This window comes from Vibrio ostreicida (assembly GCF_013074385.2).
Lineage (GTDB): Bacteria > Pseudomonadota > Gammaproteobacteria > Enterobacterales > Vibrionaceae > Vibrio > Vibrio ostreicida.
Map to the genome: position 1 here is coordinate 129,454 of NZ_JABEYA020000007.1, position 15,959 is coordinate 145,412.

Here is a 15,959-nt window from a genome sequence, read left to right on the forward strand (position 1 = left end):
AGACGATTAACACACTTTGCTTAATCAATGGGTTTGGAAGACTAACGAAGGGCCGGTAAAGCAGTGAACCTAGCCCCAATCAGTCTCGGTGTGTGTTCGTGTTCATCGTAGCGAACCATTCTTCCTTGGGTCGTGGTTTAGAATAGTAATAACCTTGGACACAGGCTTTTGAACATATGACATTTTTTACGAGGTGGTGCTGTTCCAGTGTCTCAATGCCTTCAATGACCACAACAACATCATACAAAAGACAAAGTTCAACAATTTTCTTTAATGCGGAGAGCTTTGAGGCGCTGAGTTCGATACCATCGACCAAATGTTTATCAATTTTTATGACCGACAAAAATGGTAAGCCCAAAGCACTAAAATTGGCATACCCGACCCCCACGTCATCGAGCGCAATTCTGATTCCCAAGCGACTCAGCAACTTAATATTGTTTGAGAACTCTTGGGTCATTTGAATTTTGGTCGTTTCCGTGATTTCCAGTATCAGATGTTGGCGTATTGCAGGGCAACCCATCGTCAACTGCGCTAGATAAAGAACGAAATCCGGTTCATTAAGATCATCAAAATTGACATTCATTGAGACATAATTAAATGATGATCCAGCGCCAAGCATTCCCTGAAGATCATTCACGACCATTTTTGCAATATTCTGGCCGAATTGGCGTCGCAAATGGGGGTTACTTTCGATGATCGGAATAAACTCATCAGGGCTCATCACCTCGGGATGCTTCCATCTCGCTAAAGCTTCAAAACCAATGGGCTGATGTTCCGATTGCACTTGAAATATCGGTTGATAATGCACTTGAAAATTATCAAGTTCATAAAGAGTAGAATAGATGGCCTCGCGACTAACCCGATTCTCTCTCTCGCTTTTGCTGAAATCTTGAGAGCGGTGCTGCTCTGGAAGAACCGGAGTTTGGCCAGACTCAATAGACTTAAGAAATTTTCCAAACATTGACGAGACCTCACGATTAGAATCATCTTGCATCGATATACCGTTGACCAATCATCACGCCATTTACCCCGATACAATCTCACTTCACCATCGTTTAAGGTTGGTGAATACGGACGGGGAATGTAAGGTTTTTTCCTGTTCATGACCAGTGAAGTTATATTACCTTTTCACTTTAGAATAATTACTCCATATCTACCTATGGCCAGCACCTTAGCAAAGGTATGAACTTCATAGTCAATCATAAATAATCGCGATACCGACAAATCATTGGATACATTCATAATGTTTCGAGCATTTATTCGACAGCCTTTCTCAGTGGATGAAAAAAGCTGAACACAATCGATCATATCGCGATTGCACAACGGATATCACCTTGGCCACCCTCTGTTTACCACGGACTTTGATACAGGGAACAAAAACTCGACAAATAGTCTATATTAAATCAGGCTCATATAATCCTACAAAGGTATACAGATGAAACACTTATTAATCGGACTGCTTGCCATTACGGCAAGCTCCTATGCACTCGGGTCAAACTCAAAACCCGCCACTCAAGCGACAATAGAGACCAACAAAGCTCTGTATAAATCCCTCCCTTTTAGCAATAAAAAAGACTTTGACAATGCCCAAAAAGGATTCATTGCCCAACAAGATGTTGTGACGATAAGAAATGAACAAGGTGACGTAGTTTGGGATCTTGAAGAGTATAAACAGTTCATCACACTGGACGCCGAAGCACCTGATAGTGTCAACCCTAGCCTTTGGCGCAATGCTCAACTGAACATGGTCAACGGCTTGTTTAAAGTAGCGGACGGGATCTATCAAGTTAGAGGATACGACCTCACCAACATCACTTTTATTGAAGGCCAAACAGGGTGGATTGTATTCGATCCTCTCATTTCTCAAGAAACAGCAAAAGCAGCGCTCAACTTTATCAATACTGAATTAGGCGAACGCCCCGTGAAAGCGGTGATTTATAGCCATAGCCATATTGATCACTTCGGTGGAGTAAGAGGGATCGTCAATGAAGAGGATGTCAAATCCGGCAAAGTTCAGATCATCGCCTCCCATGGGTTCACTGAACATGCCGTTTCAGAAAATGTAATCGCCGGAAATGCAATGGGGCGCCGCGCCATATATATGTACGGAGCACTACTTCCAAAAAATGACAAGGGCAGTGTTAATGGTGGACTCGGACAAACGACTTCAACAGGCCTTGCGACGCTTATTCGTCCTACACTTATCATCGAGAAAACTGGCGAAGAGCATACCATTGATGGTGTAAAAATGGTTTTTCAATACACGCCTGGATCCGAAGCACCAACAGAAATAAACACTTGGTTTCCCGACAAAAAAGCCTTGTGGATGGCAGAAAATAGTACCAACACAATGCACAATATTTTGACATTGCGAGGCGCTCAAGTTCGTGATGCATTAAAATGGTCATCCTATCTCAATGAAACCATTGAAATGTGGGGTGACGAGGTGACGGTTAAGTTTCAAAGCCATCATTGGCCGATGTGGGGACAAGATCAAATTGTTGACTACTTTAAATTGCAACGCGATATGTACAAGTACACCCATGATCAAACGGTGCGCTTAATGAATCAAGGTTACATCGGTTCAGAAATATCAGAAATCATCAAGTTTCCTAAAGAAATAGAAACTAACTGGAATACTCGTGGCTACTATGGAACGCTAAGACACAATAGCCGAGCCGTGTATCAGCGTTATATGGGCTGGTACAGTGGCAACCCATCCGATCTCAATAACCTGCCTCCGACAAACGCCGCGGTTAAATATATTGAGTACATGGGGGGAGAAAGTGCCGTCATCACCAAAGCACAGGAAGATTTCTCCAAGGGAAAATATCGTTGGGTTGCGGAGGTTTTAAAGCATGTCGTGTTTGCCAACCCACAGAGCAAACGCGGCAAGCGTTTACTCGCAGATACCTATGAACAGCTCGGTTATCAGGCCGAATCTGGTCCATGGCGTTCTGTCTATCTGCAAGGCGCATACGAACTTAGAAATGGTACACCATCTTCAGGCGGAACCAACACTGCGTCACCTGACATCATCAAAAATATGCCACCAGAAATGTTGTTCGACTACCTCGCGGTGCGACTTCTCCCAGAAAAATCAGCAGGCAAGGATTATACGCTGAACATTGATTTCACCGATCTTGATCAACAGTATACTCTCTATATCGAAAATTCTGTCCTTAATCACACCACTAAGCTAGACCCTAAGCCTAATGTGTCACTGACCTTGACGAAAGAAGCGCTCGACAATGTTCAGCTTGGCTTGGTGACATTAGAACACGCTATTTCAAATGGTGATATCAAGATCAGTGGCAATAAACAAGTCTTTAAAGATTTCGTCGCCATGCTAGACACATTTGATTTCTGGTTCAATATCTCGACACCATAGGAGACGGTCATGAATGGTGGAGTATGGTTACTCGCATTCACTATTAGCTGCACGAGTTTCGTCACTCGTGCTTGCACTTACGATGGTCAGTTTCGCAACCCATTTGCCGAAAGTTATCCCGGCTCTATTGATGTTGCCATATCAACCTTTGATGCATTAAACACAGGACGTATACAAGACGTGAAACCATTGAAAGGACAGCAAGGCCTGACACGTGCTAGTTGGTGGTTAAAACTGTTCATCAATAAATATGAGAACGAACTCAAATCGGTCACTTATATCTATTTAATCGATAGCCACCTTTGGTCAAAGGTATCAAGAGATAACAGGCTTGATATCCATATACCAACGCCGTTTATGGAAAAAGAGCCCGTGTTATTACTGAGCGAAGCCGCATTAAATGCGCTTGTAAACGGCAACGTCGACTTAAATGGCGCAAAAATATTGGGCATTGCTCGGTTTTAGTGACAAGAGTAACCAGATAAGTTTGTATCACAAAGATAGGGGCGTATCTGGAGATCTCGATAAATATGAATTGAAACGCCCATTAGCCATCAAAACCCATTGGGCTGTAATGGCTTATGGGCGTTGTTCACGTTATTTATGGCGCTCTTTTAATTTGTTCACCACATCGTTCATCGATAAGCCTTGGTCTTGAAGAAGAACCATCAAGTGGTAAATCAAATCTGCTGATTCACACACTAATTCCGCCTTATCGCCCGACGTCGCCGCAAGCGCGACTTCAACGCCTTCTTCGCCCACTTTTTGCGAAATACGCTTGGTGCCACGGGCATAGAGACTGGCAGTATAAGAAGACTCAGGGTCTGCGTCCTTGCGGGCAGCCAGTAACTGCTCAAGCTGATGAAGCCACACCATCTGAGACTCTTCTTGCTTGTCTCCATCCCAACACGTTGTTGTACCTGTATGGCACGTTGGACCAATGGGATTAACTTTAACCAGTAAGGTGTCGCTGTCACAGTCCAAGGCGATATTTTGCAGTTGCAATACGTTGCCCGACGTTTCACCTTTCGTCCAAAGACGCTCTTTGGTGCGAGAGAAAAACGTCACATTACCTGTTTCACCGGTTTTCTCAAGTGCTGCTGGGTTCATGTATCCCATCATTAACACTTGGCTTGACTGGTAATCTTGAACAATCGCTGGCACTAAGCCATCGACTTTTTCCCAGTTAATACGCTCTGACAATGCGCCTACTTCTGTTTTTGATAAGCTTGCGGTTTCAAAACTCATAGTCGCACCTCTACATCTTGTTGTTTTAAATACTGTTTAAGTTCACCAATATTGATGACTTGCTTGTGGAATACCGAAGCCGCTAACGCGCCGTCCACGTTGGTCTTTTTGTAGGCTTCAGCAAAGTGTTCCATTGCGCCTGCGCCACCAGAGGCAATCAATGGCACATTACACACTTCACGCACCATGTTTAACTGATCGATGTCATAGCCGTTACGAACGCCATCTTGGTTCATCATGTTTAACACAATCTCACCTGCGCCACGCTTCTGGACTTCTTGCACCCAATCTTTGGTTTCCCATTTGGTTGCTTTCGTACGCGCTTCATCACCAGTGAACTGGTAAACCTGATATTTACCGGTTTCTTTATCGAAGTATGAATCGATACCGACAACGATACACTGCACGCCAAACTTATCAGCAAGGTCAGTGATCAGCTGTGGATTAGCCAATGCCGGCGAGTTGATAGATACTTTATCCGCACCAAACTCAAGAATACGCGCTGCATCTTGTGCGGACTTAATACCACCAGCCACACAGAAAGGAATATCGATCACCTCTGCTACGCGTTTTACCCAGCTCTTGTCGACGACACGGCCATCGCTTGATGCGGTGATGTCATAAAATACCAGTTCATCGGCGCCCTCTTCTGCATAGCGTTGTGCTAGCGGAACGATGTCACCAATAATTTCGTGGTTACGGAACTGAACGCCCTTAACCACTTGTCCGTCACGGACATCCAAACAAGGGATTATTCGCTTTGCCAACATGCAAATGCCTCCTCTGCGGTAAACTTGCCATCAAGTAGTGCACGACCCACAATCACACCCGCAACACCGCTGCCTTTAAGCGCTTCGATATCCGCTAGGCTGCCAATGCCGCCCGATGATTGGAATTGCACTTGTGGGTACTGCTTACAAAGATCAACATATAGCTCTACGTTTGATCCTTCTAGCGTGCCATCGCGTGAAATATCGGTACACAGCACGTGTTTAAGACCAACTGTGAGGTAGTCTTCAATCAGCGCTTCAATGGTCACGCCTGAATCTTCTTGCCAACCTGAAATCGCCACTTTACGTGTGCCGCTTTCGTCAATGTTGATGTCTAGAGCCAGCACAATTTTTTCCGCGCCGTACTTCTCCATCCAACCTTTCACCAACTCAGGTTGCTTAACGGCTGTAGAACCAACCACAACGCGCTGTGCGCCAGCTTCTAGTAGAGCAATGACATCTTGTTCGTTACGCACGCCACCACCAATCTGGATGTTGGCAGGCGTGCTAGCAAGGAGCTTAGCAATCAAGTCTAACTGACGAGCCGTTGTGTCTTTTGCGCCCGTTAAGTCAACAAGGTGTAACCAGCCAGCGCCAGCTTGGTGATACAGATTAAACTGCTCTGCTGGGTCTACTTTGTATTCTGTTACTTGCCCGTAGTCTCCTTGGAATAAGCGAACTACTTGGCCTTCAATTAAATCTAACGCGGGAATAATCATTTACATTCCTTATATGGCAACGTTAGCCGCTGCCTAATCCTTATTACAATTCCAAGAAGTTCTGAATCAGCTTAGAGCCAGCTTTCGAAGATCGCTCTGGGTGGAACTGAACCCCGTAGTAATTGCCACTTTGAACCGCCGCAGTGAACGGATTACCGTAATCACATTGTGCGATTGTGTCGTCGCCTACTGGCATTGCGAAGCTATGAACAAAGTAGAAGTATTCGCCTTCTTCAATGTCTTTAAATAGAGGGTGATTAGGTGTTGCCGTTACAGTGTTCCACCCCATGTGCGGTAATGGCAAGTCGCCCATTTCAAGTAAACGAACTTCACCATCACACAAACCTAGGCATTCCACTAACTCGTCAGCCTTTTGGCCTTTCTCTTGTGACAGTTTGCCTAACAGCTGCATACCTAAACAGATACCTAGCAGAGGCATCTCTACTTGCTTCACAAGGGTAACAAGGTCACGCTCTTGCAGGTTCTTCATTGCCTCACTTGCTGTACCTACACCGGGTAGGAATAGCTTGTCGGCAGCAAGAACCACTTCTGGTTCTTTTGAAATGTCAACGACGTACCCCAGACGTTCAATCGCAAACTTCACCGAAGAAACGTTGGCACAACCCGTATCAATAATAACGACTTTCTGCTCTTTCATACCGATTCCTTAAAGGACGCCTTTGCTGCTTGGTAACTCGTTACCTTCAACTTTGATTGCTTGGCGAAGAGTACGACCAAACGCTTTGAATAGGCTCTCAATGATGTGGTGATCATTATTGCCATCAGAAGAAAGGTGCAGCGTACAAGCCAACGTATCAGTTAGAGAGCGGAAAAAGTGAACCACCATCTCTGTTGAAAGATCACCCACTTGCTCACGGCTGAACTTAGCATCGAATTTCAGGTATGGACGGCCAGAAAGGTCTAACGCACACTGAGCCAAACACTCATCCATTGGTAAGCTGAAACCGAAACGGCCGATACCACGTTTGTCGCCTAATGCTTCTTTTAGTGCTTCGCCTAACGCAAGAGCGGTATCTTCTACTGTATGGTGATCATCAATGTGTAAGTCGCCCTTCACCGTCAGGTTCATTTGGAAACCACCGTGTGTCGCGATTTGGTCAAGCATATGGTCGAAGAAGCCCATGCCAGTATCGATCTTATTGCCACCGGTTTCATCAAGGTTTACGGCTACCTTGATATCGGTTTCTTTCGTGGTACGAACTACTTCAGCAACGCGTGCATTAACCGTCAGATCTTTAACGATTTGTGGCCAGTTAAGTGTGCCTTCGGTTTCCGCATCCGGGCCATATTGAATACCGCGGATCGCCATATTCTCTGCCAGTTGAAGATCCGTCATTCGGTCGCCAATCACAACAGAGTGTTGGAAGTCGACTTTACCGCCTTGTAGATACTCTTTAACCATACCCAGTTTGGGCTTGCGGCAAGAGCAGTCGTCTTCGTCAAAGTGAGGGCAAATAAGCACGTCGTCAAACTGAACGCCTTGAGATTCGAAGAACTCCATCATCATATTGTGTGGCGCATCGAACTCTTCTTGTGGGTAGCTATCGGTACCTAGACCATCTTGGTTAGTGACCATCACTAAGCGGTAACCAGCATCTTGCAAAGCAAGCAGGCTAGGAATCACTAGCGGTTCGAATTTTAGCTTGTCTAAACGGTCTACTTGAAAGTCCACGGGCGGCTCAACAATTAAGGTGCCGTCACGGTCGATAAAAAGTATTTTCTGTTGTTTACTCACTTGAACTTCCTTTTAAGTTTAAATCTGGTGGCCTAGCTAAAATCAAACGCTAGCCCAAAATATTGATTTCACTTGCCAGCCCAATTAATCAAATCAAACTGGCAACTATTATTACTGGTAAGCCTTTCGTCACTGATAAAAGTTACGAATGAATCCAAGTGTCTTTTCGCACTCTTCGCGGTTACCAATACTAATGCGAACACAGTCTTCAAGGGGTGAATTACGCAAGATGATGCCCGTGTCCCAAGCCGCTTTAAATAACTCATCGCCGTTTGGGAATTTAACCAGTAGGTAGTTACCCCAACCATCAAATACCGTCACTTGAGGCATGCCTAATAGACCCGCTTGCAAATACGCTCGGTTAGCACTTAAATCCAGAACTTGGAACTTAGCTCGCGCGAGTCCTTGCTCTGAAAGTGCTTGAACAGCAATGTCAGCAACAGGGATTGGCACTGGATAAGGAGCAATCACTTTCAACAGTACGTCGATCAGCGCTTTGTTTGCTAACGTAAAGCCACAACGTAAACCCGCCAAAGCAAAGGCCTTCGACAAGGTGCGCAGAATCGCTAGGTTTGGGTATTGCTCAAGCAAATCAACGGTTGACGCTTCTGGGCAAAAATCGATGTACGCTTCATCCATCACCACAATCGCTTTGTCTTGTGTCATTTCAAGCAGCTTGATGATGTCTTTACGGTCAACCAAATTACCGGTTGGGTTATTTGGGCTACAAACAAACACCACTTTTACGTTGTCGAGTTGAGCTTCAATAGCTGGAAGATCCAATTGCCATTCAGAAGTCAGAGGCACAACTTTGCGCTCAACACCAATCGTCTCTGCACTGATTGCGTACATACCGTAAGTGGGTGGGCAGTAAAGAATCGCGTCTTCTTTCGGCTCACAGAAAGCACGAATCAGCAATTCAATACCTTCATCAGCACCACGCGTTGTCAGAGTTTGCTCTGACTTCACGCCTGCGTATTGAGCGTAAGCGTCAATCAGCTCTTTTGGCTGACATTCGCTGTAGCGGTTAAGACGAGACAAGTTCAGATTATACTCGTTATCAAATGGAGACTCGTTGGCGTTCAACCATACATCTCCGCTGCCACCAATGCGTCTTGCTGACAAGTAAGGTGTCAGAGCCTGCACTTGTTTTCTTGCTAACTTTTCCATGCCCTACCCTTATTTCGCTTTATTTAACTTTTCAACTCGGATGGTCACAGCACGTTTGTGTGCATCCAAGCCTTCGGCTTCTGCCATTGTCACTACTGTTGGTGCTAGGCCTTTCAAACCTTCAGCTGTTAACTCTTGTACCGTCATTCGCTTAGAGAAGTCAGCCAAGCCTAGGCTTGAATACGTCTTGGTATAACCGTAAGTCGGAAGAACGTGGTTTGTGCCTGATGCGTAATCACCTGCCGATTCTGGAGACCAGTCACCAAGGAAAATTGAGCCTGCATTATCGAGCAATGGCAACAATTCACGTGGATTCTTGGTTTGAACGATCAAGTGCTCGGGACCGTAGAAGTTCGAAATCGCAATCGCTTGAGTGAGCGATTCAGCAATGATGATTAAGCTTGAAGCCAATGCTTGCTGAGCGATATTCGCTCGAGACAGTGCTTTCAGTTGCTTCTGAACCGCTTCTGTTACTTGGTCTGCAACCACTGGAGATGGCGTTACTAGTACAACCTGAGAATCAGGACCGTGCTCTGCTTGGCTTAACAAATCTGCCGCAATGAAGTCTGCATCTGCCGTTTCATCGGCTATCACTAACACTTCAGACGGGCCAGCTGGCATATCAATCGCCGCGCCGCGGAAGTCATTGCTGACTTGACGCTTTGCTTCCGTTACATAGGCATTACCCGGGCCGAAGATCTTATCGACTTTAGCCACACTCTCGGTGCCGTAAGCCATGGCAGCCACCGCTTGGCCACCACCAACGTTGTAAACCTCGTCGATCTTACAAAGCTGAGCGACATACAAGATTTCATCAGCGATGGGCGGAGGTGAACAAAGCACAACCTTACGGCAACCGGCGATTTGAGCGGGTACACCTAACATAAGAACCGTTGACGGAAGTGGCGCACTGCCACCCGGAATATAAAGGCCAACAGTATGAATAGCACGTGTCACTTGCTCACACACAACGCCCGGCTGTGTTTCAACCTTAATGGACTGAGGCTTCTGAGCTTCGTGAAACTTAGCAATATTGCTGTAAGCTTGCTCTAACGCTTGTTTCATCTCTGGTGTTAGACGAGCACTCGCCGATTCGATCTCATCCGAACTGACTCGGATAGATTCTGGCGTCACACCATCAAACTTTGCGGTCAGCGCTTTAAGCGCGGCATCGCCTTCATTTCGTACTTTTGCAATAACATCAGAAACAGTCGCTGTGATGTTTGCACCTTCAGTAATAGCTGGACGCTCTAATACCGAGTCTTGCTGTGATTCACTTAAAGATTGCCAAACAACGGTTCTCATCGTCACTACCCCATCATTTTTTCGATTGGTAATACTAGAATCGAGCTTGCACCCAACTCTTTAAGCTGTTCCATTGTTTCCCAGAACAAGTTCTCTGTACTGACTAGGTGAACGGCAACTTTGTCTTTGTCTGTTGATAGTGGAAGAACCGTCGGATCTTCAGCACCAGGCAATAGTGCTTTGATTTGCTCTAGCTGAGAGGTTGGTGCGTGAAGCATGATGTACTTCGACTCTTTCGCTTGCTGAACACCCTGCATACGAGTCAGGAGTTTTTCAATCAATGCGGTTTTGTCTGCGTCGAACTCACCAACACGTTGAATCAGTGTTGCTTTAGATTGGAAAATCACTTCCGCTTCTTTCAAGCCGTTTGCTTCAAGCGTTGCACCGGTTGAAACCAAATCAGAGATGGCGTCAGATAGGCCCGCGCGAGGAGCAACTTCAACCGAACCTGTTAGCATACAAGTACTGAATTCAACGCCCTGCTCATCCATGTAGGCTTTCAGTAGTTGTGGGTACGTTGTCGCAATACGTTTACCCGCGAGATCTTGTGGGCCGTTGTAGACTTCATCTTTGTTGATAGCGATAGAAAGCCGGCAACCACCGAAGTCGAGGCGGCGCAGCGCAACAAACTGATTGGGTTCACCAAGCGCCTGTCGGTCCAGACGTACTTCTTCTAACTCATTCTCGCCAATAAATCCAAGATCGACAACCCCATCCATAATCAGTCCGGGAATATCATCATCCCGAACCAACAAAAGATCGATGGGCATGTTGAGTGAATGAACCACTAAACGCTCACCCATAATATTAAACTTAACCCCACATTTTTTAAGCAGTTCTTGGCATTCTTGACTCAAACGACCTTTCTTTTGAATGGCAATTCTTAGGCGCTGTGTTTGCATTGCTGTTATCCCTGTGCAAATTAATTTTTAAATCAGTAAAACTAAAAAACCCCCGAGAGGTTTGCTCTCCGGGGGTTTAGAATCTTATGTGTTCGACTTCTTCATCCGGGAGAGCGGGTCCCCCGGTCATGCGTACATCTCCCGAAAGACTAAAAGGGATGATGATGGTGATGGAAATTAATAACAAAATTACGCATGTTTAGTCGCTCAATTCTTTCATTGGTTTAAAACACACTAACCAAGCCAAGATTATTTTTCAACTAAAAAGTTAAGGATTTTCCATATTTGTACATGACAAATAAAAAGGGCGCCTCAGCGCCCTTTTTTGACTCAATATTTAAAACGAGCGGTTACGCTTTGGAACAGCGTGCCATTTTTGCTTTGGATAGCATCGACAATACACAACAAACACCGATAAAAGAGGCGCTTGAAGCGGCAAACGCGATCGCAACAGAAGCTGTGATCCCAAGCGTGATAAAGCCAACACTGGACACCGCAGCGACTGAAAGCGCATAAGGAAGTTGAGTCGCCACATGATCAATATGGTTGCAGCGAGCGCCTGTCGAAGACAGTATGGTGGTATCAGAGATAGGTGAGCAATGATCACCGAAAACCGAACCCGCTAATACCGCGCTCAACATCGGCAACATCAATGTAATGTCAGTGGCCCCTGCCATATCACCAGCAATCGGCAGCATTATACCAAATGTCCCCCATGAGGTACCGGTTGAGAATGCCATCAAGCCAGATAGCAAAAACAAAATGACTGGCAACCAATGGGGATTGATATTACCTTGAGCAAGCGTTGACAAATATTTACCCGTATTCATATCACCAATAACAGAGCCTATCGTCCACGCAAAGAAAAGAATCAAAATCGCGCCAAACATAGACTTAGCGCCGATCCAAAGCGTGCGTGATATTTCACCGAATGAAATCCGTTGCTTTACTACAGTAAATAACGCAACAGCAAGCCCGACTAAGCCGCCATAAATGAGAGACGCACCGACATCAGTGTTCTCAAAAGCGCCCAACAGACTGAATGCCTTACCATCAGCATGTAAAGCCTCACCACCTGTAAAAATCATTGAGGCAATGGTTGCGACAATAAGAAAAACGATGGGTAAAATCAGGTCAAAAACTTTACCACTCTCACTTTCTCTAATATCGAGCTCTTCATTGATATCATGCGCCTGCTGAACATTGTCATCTTGTTCATTTTCAAAGCCATGCCCTTGGGAAGCCGCAATCTCGTGAACACGCATCTTACCTATATCAAGGCCAAACCACGCCACAGCAAACACCATCAGCAGGGCAAATACCGCATAGAAGTTCATCGGGATCAAACGAACATAAGCGCCCAACGCGGAGTACTCTGTAATACCGTGTGAAACGAGAATACCCCCAATAATAGTCATGATGTAAGCCCCCCAACTAGAGGCAGGCATAATCACACACATGGGAGCGGCGGTAGAATCGAGGATATAGGCCAATTTAGCACGCGACACATAGAACCTATCAGTCACAGGACGCGAGATAGCACCGACGGCCAAACTATTAAAATAGTCGTCAACGAAAATAAAAACACCAAGAAAGGCGGCCAGTAATTTGGAACCACGTTTACTTTTAACGCGAGTCTGTGCCCATTCGGCAAAAGCCCGAGTCCCCCCCGAGAGAGTAAGCAGCGCAGTCATCATACCGAGTAACAGCAGGAAACCGACAATACTCATATTCCAAGTATTGATGCCACCGTCTTCAACCACCACACTGGAGACTGTCGAGCGGAGATAGCTCAGCGTATCACCAAATAAATAGTCGTTAAGGAGGAAAGCGCCAAGCGCTATACCAACACCGAGGGACACCAGTACACGACGGGTGATGATTGCCAGACTCAACGCGACCAATGGCGGTAGCAAGGAGATAGGAGATGATGCAAAATCAATTAAATTCATGATCTTCAAAAACCAGTAATAAGGTTAGAGATCTACTGCAGAAAAACGCAAGATGCTATATCTCGACATTTATTTGGAATGAGCGACGGGGGAGCAAGTACTCCACCCAACCCTACAGTAGCGCTCCATAGTTTCAAAAAAATTATAGACTATGGCAGTGTTACCCCTTTCGGGCGTAACCCCAGCGAGCCTCTTTGATCGGGAGACTCACTTCGGCAAAACAACCTTTCGTATCGCTCATTGGCATCACCCCAGCAAATACTACTTATTCATTTTGCGCCTCTACCGCGATCGCTGAAACTTAACACTACTATCGAGGTTAACCAACAGTAATGTAAACATAGCATCGCATTAGGTGGCGGCTATTGTACTTAGTTTAGTTACCATTTCAATACATTATTCTTGAAAATGCTTTGGCTATTATTTCACGACCAATACGTACTTTCATCATTGTTCATACTCTCGGCTAAAAATGGGATCGATTCCAAGATGGAGATTCCGACGAACTCGTTCTATGTTTGTATAAACACATTATTCATTTATCCATTGAATAAGAATATTTACAAAAAACATAGGTTATTAAGAAACAGTCAGTGTAAAGCTATAAAAATGTCAGGATATAATCAGAATCGTCAGAGTTCTCAATAAATACCCTGACATCTATGAAACTCATTCATTATTACTAGAAACAAAATCACAAAAAAAATTGATACTTTATGCAACATGGTTAACTTAATTAGCAAGAATTCTCTCAGTATCTAAGATTTTAAGTGTCCGTATAATAATTTTTTAAGGCTATTTAACTTGAAAATATTGTATTACGGATAATACAGGTTTAGTATTTATTCCATCGATGCTTTTAATAAAATAGGATATTACATGTCTGAACTAACGAAAACTCTATTAAACATTCGCAGCCTTCGTGCTTTCGCTCGTGAACTAACGTTTGAACAACTAGAAGAAGCTCTGGATAAATTATCGGTAGTCGTTGCAGAACGCAAAGAAGCAGCAGACGCAGAGCGTGAAGCGATGGCAGCGCAAGAAGCAAAACTTGCCGATATCGCTGACCAAATTAAACAGCTCGGTCTGGATAAAGACATGGTTATCTCCGCATTAGCAGGCGAAGCATCAGGGAAACAAAAATCAAAACGTGCACCTCGTCCAGCAAAATACAAATATATCGATGGCAGTGGTGATGAAAAAACTTGGACAGGCCAAGGACGTACACCTTCAGCAATACAAGAACAAATTGATTCAGGTAAGTCTTTGAATGATTTCCTAATTTAATCTTCCTGACTAAAAAAACACTTTCTTGCATATAAAAAGGCCTCGCAATTGCGAGGCCTTATCATTTAAGAAAATTAACGTTCCCAGTAAGCTTCTTCCAAACTATCTTCTCTTTCTGGTAAGCCTCTAGATAAGCGTGGAGAGTGTTGAACTAATACTTCATAACTCGCTCGGTTTGAATATTTACACACCTGTGAAAAAGAAGAATAGGTCAAAAATGTATGAGCATGCTTACTTGAATTAGGCACATTACCCTTATGATATTTATTCGCAGCCATATCGTGTAATAACGCAGACAACGCGGCATCCCCTGCACCATTGGTATTTTTAATTTTTTCAGGCCCCCCCATATAAGGGGCAATATGTGAATACACTTTAATTGGATTTTCACATGCGGCTTTCGCTGCTGGACGGCTAAATTCGAAGCGATTGAACTCCGCAATGCTGCCAGGCAACAATGGCAATGAAGTTTGTCGTTTCGCGGCTTCTTCAGTGTATCCAGCCATGAATAAGCCGATAGGGCCGGATGTACACAGAACCAAATCAACCCATTCAAGCGTTTTATCTGATGCTGCAAGGGGGTCTGACTGGCCAGTCAAAGCTTCGGCTTCATCTTCATTCATCGCCACCACACTCACATGATCACGCAAGAAGTCTTGCCAGAATACTGGGTCTTCCTGAATCACAAATTTGGTGCCCAGCGTCAGCACAACAGGAACAGCATATTTCTTCGCGTACTCGATCGCTTTTCGCGTTGCTTCCGGCATCGGGTCACCCGGTTTACAACGGACCAGATAGGCGGTCAACACTAACGCTGAAGCATTTTCAAAAATACACTCGGGAATACTCTCAGGGTGCAGTTGATTCATTTGCCCTTCACTAATGGCAAAAGTACGCTCACCATCATCGGAAATAAGCGCAAAGCATCGACCAATAGCACCGTCAACACCTTGTAAGTAGTTTAGATCCATACGGCTCGAGGTATTGCATAAATAGCGAAAACCGTAACTGCCTATTTTGATGTCTTGACTCATCACACCAAGCAGAGTCGACCTATCATCGGCAAGAACTGAATAGTTGTGAAGTGTATTACCAATCGTACCACCCGCATATTCGTTGCTAATCAGGTCATTTTCCTTCAGTTCAGTATAGAGCGCTTCTGCTGTCTCATCGTCGATCACCAATGAGTGGCCTTTACTTAACTGATACTTGGCAATTAAATCCGTGCTCACTTTCGCTTCTATATCAACCAGAGTTTGATCAATACCGATAATATGAGTCCGAGACATCTGCTTGCTTTCTTTAGACTGACTCACCAATGGATCACGAGCGTGGACAGGAAAATAGTGTTTAGATTTTCGTTGACCTGGAAACTTCATAACAAAATATTCTGAGTATGGAACAAAAGATGCCGGATTCTACCTCGCGCCTTCAGACGCGGCAATAAGGGGAATTATAG

At 44.9% G+C, this 15,959-nt stretch carries 14 protein-coding genes, 1 riboswitch and 1 other annotated feature; of the genes, 3 read left to right on the plus strand and 11 right to left on the minus strand.

Translation table 11 applies throughout. From position 1 onward, the window contains the following. Window positions 1–79 precede the first annotated feature (79 nt). Window positions 80–961, minus strand: coding sequence for an EAL domain-containing protein (locus HLM86_RS12050; protein WP_170882946.1), 882 nt, complete (start codon window positions 959–961; stop codon window positions 80–82). Window positions 962–1,435: 474 nt separating this feature from the next. On the opposite strand from HLM86_RS12050, the gene HLM86_RS12055 reads away from it, so the two are divergent. Continuing rightward, a complete protein-coding gene (locus HLM86_RS12055; protein ID WP_170882948.1) occupies window positions 1,436–3,391 on the plus strand; it encodes an alkyl/aryl-sulfatase in 1,956 nt (651 codons plus the stop codon). A gap of 9 nt (window positions 3,392–3,400) precedes the next feature. Further along, on the plus strand, window positions 3,401–3,856 hold the full coding sequence (locus HLM86_RS12060; RefSeq protein WP_170882950.1) for a hypothetical protein: 456 nt from the start codon (window positions 3,401–3,403) through the stop codon (window positions 3,854–3,856). Window positions 3,857–3,988: 132 nt separating this feature from the next. Here HLM86_RS12060 and hisIE read toward each other — a convergent pair whose 3' ends face one another. The 9 genes from hisIE to HLM86_RS12105 form a co-directional block, all read right to left on the minus strand. Then, entirely contained in the window at window positions 3,989–4,639 is a 651-nt protein-coding gene (hisIE, locus tag HLM86_RS12065; RefSeq protein WP_009848800.1) for a bifunctional phosphoribosyl-AMP cyclohydrolase/phosphoribosyl-ATP diphosphatase HisIE, read from the minus strand. Continuing rightward, on the minus strand, window positions 4,636–5,409 hold the full coding sequence (gene hisF, locus HLM86_RS12070) for an imidazole glycerol phosphate synthase subunit HisF (RefSeq protein ID WP_170882952.1): 774 nt from the start codon (window positions 5,407–5,409) through the stop codon (window positions 4,636–4,638). The genes hisIE and hisF overlap by 4 nt, the downstream gene beginning before the upstream one ends. Next, on the minus strand, window positions 5,391–6,128 hold the full coding sequence (gene hisA, locus HLM86_RS12075; RefSeq protein WP_170882954.1) for a 1-(5-phosphoribosyl)-5-[(5-phosphoribosylamino)methylideneamino]imidazole-4-carboxamide isomerase: 738 nt from the start codon (window positions 6,126–6,128) through the stop codon (window positions 5,391–5,393). Before hisA ends, hisF begins: the two co-directional genes overlap by 19 nt. A gap of 43 nt (window positions 6,129–6,171) precedes the next feature. Beyond that, a complete protein-coding gene (gene hisH / locus HLM86_RS12080; protein WP_170882956.1) occupies window positions 6,172–6,786 on the minus strand; it encodes an imidazole glycerol phosphate synthase subunit HisH in 615 nt (204 codons plus the stop codon). A gap of 9 nt (window positions 6,787–6,795) precedes the next feature. Beyond that, complete coding sequence (gene hisB, locus HLM86_RS12085) at window positions 6,796–7,884, minus strand: bifunctional histidinol-phosphatase/imidazoleglycerol-phosphate dehydratase HisB (protein ID WP_076586999.1); 1,089 nt, start codon at window positions 7,882–7,884, stop codon at window positions 6,796–6,798. A gap of 129 nt (window positions 7,885–8,013) precedes the next feature. Beyond that, on the minus strand, window positions 8,014–9,054 hold the full coding sequence (gene hisC / locus HLM86_RS12090; protein WP_170882958.1) for a histidinol-phosphate transaminase: 1,041 nt from the start codon (window positions 9,052–9,054) through the stop codon (window positions 8,014–8,016). Window positions 9,055–9,063: 9 nt separating this feature from the next. Beyond that, window positions 9,064–10,365, minus strand: a complete 1,302-nt coding sequence (gene hisD / locus HLM86_RS12095) for a histidinol dehydrogenase (RefSeq protein WP_076587003.1) — start codon at window positions 10,363–10,365, stop codon at window positions 9,064–9,066. Further along, entirely contained in the window at window positions 10,365–11,261 is an 897-nt protein-coding gene (hisG, locus tag HLM86_RS12100; protein WP_170882959.1) for an ATP phosphoribosyltransferase, read from the minus strand. Before hisG ends, hisD begins: the two co-directional genes overlap by 1 nt. Window positions 11,262–11,301: 40 nt before the next feature. Next, window positions 11,302–11,435: a sequence feature (His leader region), on the minus strand. A gap of 176 nt (window positions 11,436–11,611) precedes the next feature. Further along, complete coding sequence (locus tag HLM86_RS12105; protein WP_076587007.1) at window positions 11,612–13,213, minus strand: Na+/H+ antiporter NhaC family protein; 1,602 nt, start codon at window positions 13,211–13,213, stop codon at window positions 11,612–11,614. A 110-nt stretch (window positions 13,214–13,323) separates the two neighbouring features. Further along, window positions 13,324–13,506: riboswitch (Lysine riboswitch) on the minus strand. A gap of 586 nt (window positions 13,507–14,092) precedes the next feature. On the opposite strand from HLM86_RS12105, the gene HLM86_RS12110 reads away from it, so the two are divergent. Further along, window positions 14,093–14,500, plus strand: a complete 408-nt coding sequence (locus HLM86_RS12110; RefSeq protein ID WP_076587009.1) for an H-NS family histone-like protein — start codon at window positions 14,093–14,095, stop codon at window positions 14,498–14,500. Window positions 14,501–14,574: 74 nt separating this feature from the next. Here HLM86_RS12110 and HLM86_RS12115 read toward each other — a convergent pair whose 3' ends face one another. Then, entirely contained in the window at window positions 14,575–15,879 is a 1,305-nt protein-coding gene (locus HLM86_RS12115) for an inosine/guanosine kinase (RefSeq protein WP_076587011.1), read from the minus strand. Between the last annotated feature and the right edge of the window lie 80 nt (window positions 15,880–15,959).

What these genes read in the sequence shown, in the direction of transcription:
- HLM86_RS12050 (WP_170882946.1), bottom strand. Translation starts at nt 961, where the DNA reads ATGTTTGGAAAATTTCTTAAGTCTATTGAGTCTGGCCAAACTCCGGTT.
- HLM86_RS12055 (WP_170882948.1), top strand. Translation starts at nt 1,436, where the DNA reads ATGAAACACTTATTAATCGGACTGCTTGCCATTACGGCAAGCTCCTAT.
- HLM86_RS12060 (WP_170882950.1), top strand. Translation starts at nt 3,401, where the DNA reads ATGAATGGTGGAGTATGGTTACTCGCATTCACTATTAGCTGCACGAGT.
- hisIE (WP_009848800.1), bottom strand. Translation starts at nt 4,639, where the DNA reads ATGAGTTTTGAAACCGCAAGCTTATCAAAAACAGAAGTAGGCGCATTG.
- hisF (WP_170882952.1), bottom strand. Translation starts at nt 5,409, where the DNA reads ATGTTGGCAAAGCGAATAATCCCTTGTTTGGATGTCCGTGACGGACAA.
- hisA (WP_170882954.1), bottom strand. Translation starts at nt 6,128, where the DNA reads ATGATTATTCCCGCGTTAGATTTAATTGAAGGCCAAGTAGTTCGCTTA.
- hisH (WP_170882956.1), bottom strand. Translation starts at nt 6,786, where the DNA reads ATGAAAGAGCAGAAAGTCGTTATTATTGATACGGGTTGTGCCAACGTT.
- hisC (WP_170882958.1), bottom strand. Translation starts at nt 9,054, where the DNA reads ATGGAAAAGTTAGCAAGAAAACAAGTGCAGGCTCTGACACCTTACTTG.
- hisG (WP_170882959.1), bottom strand. Translation starts at nt 11,261, where the DNA reads ATGCAAACACAGCGCCTAAGAATTGCCATTCAAAAGAAAGGTCGTTTG.
- HLM86_RS12105 (WP_076587007.1), bottom strand. Translation starts at nt 13,213, where the DNA reads ATGAATTTAATTGATTTTGCATCATCTCCTATCTCCTTGCTACCGCCA.
- HLM86_RS12110 (WP_076587009.1), top strand. Translation starts at nt 14,093, where the DNA reads ATGTCTGAACTAACGAAAACTCTATTAAACATTCGCAGCCTTCGTGCT.
- HLM86_RS12115 (WP_076587011.1), bottom strand. Translation starts at nt 15,879, where the DNA reads ATGAAGTTTCCAGGTCAACGAAAATCTAAACACTATTTTCCTGTCCAC.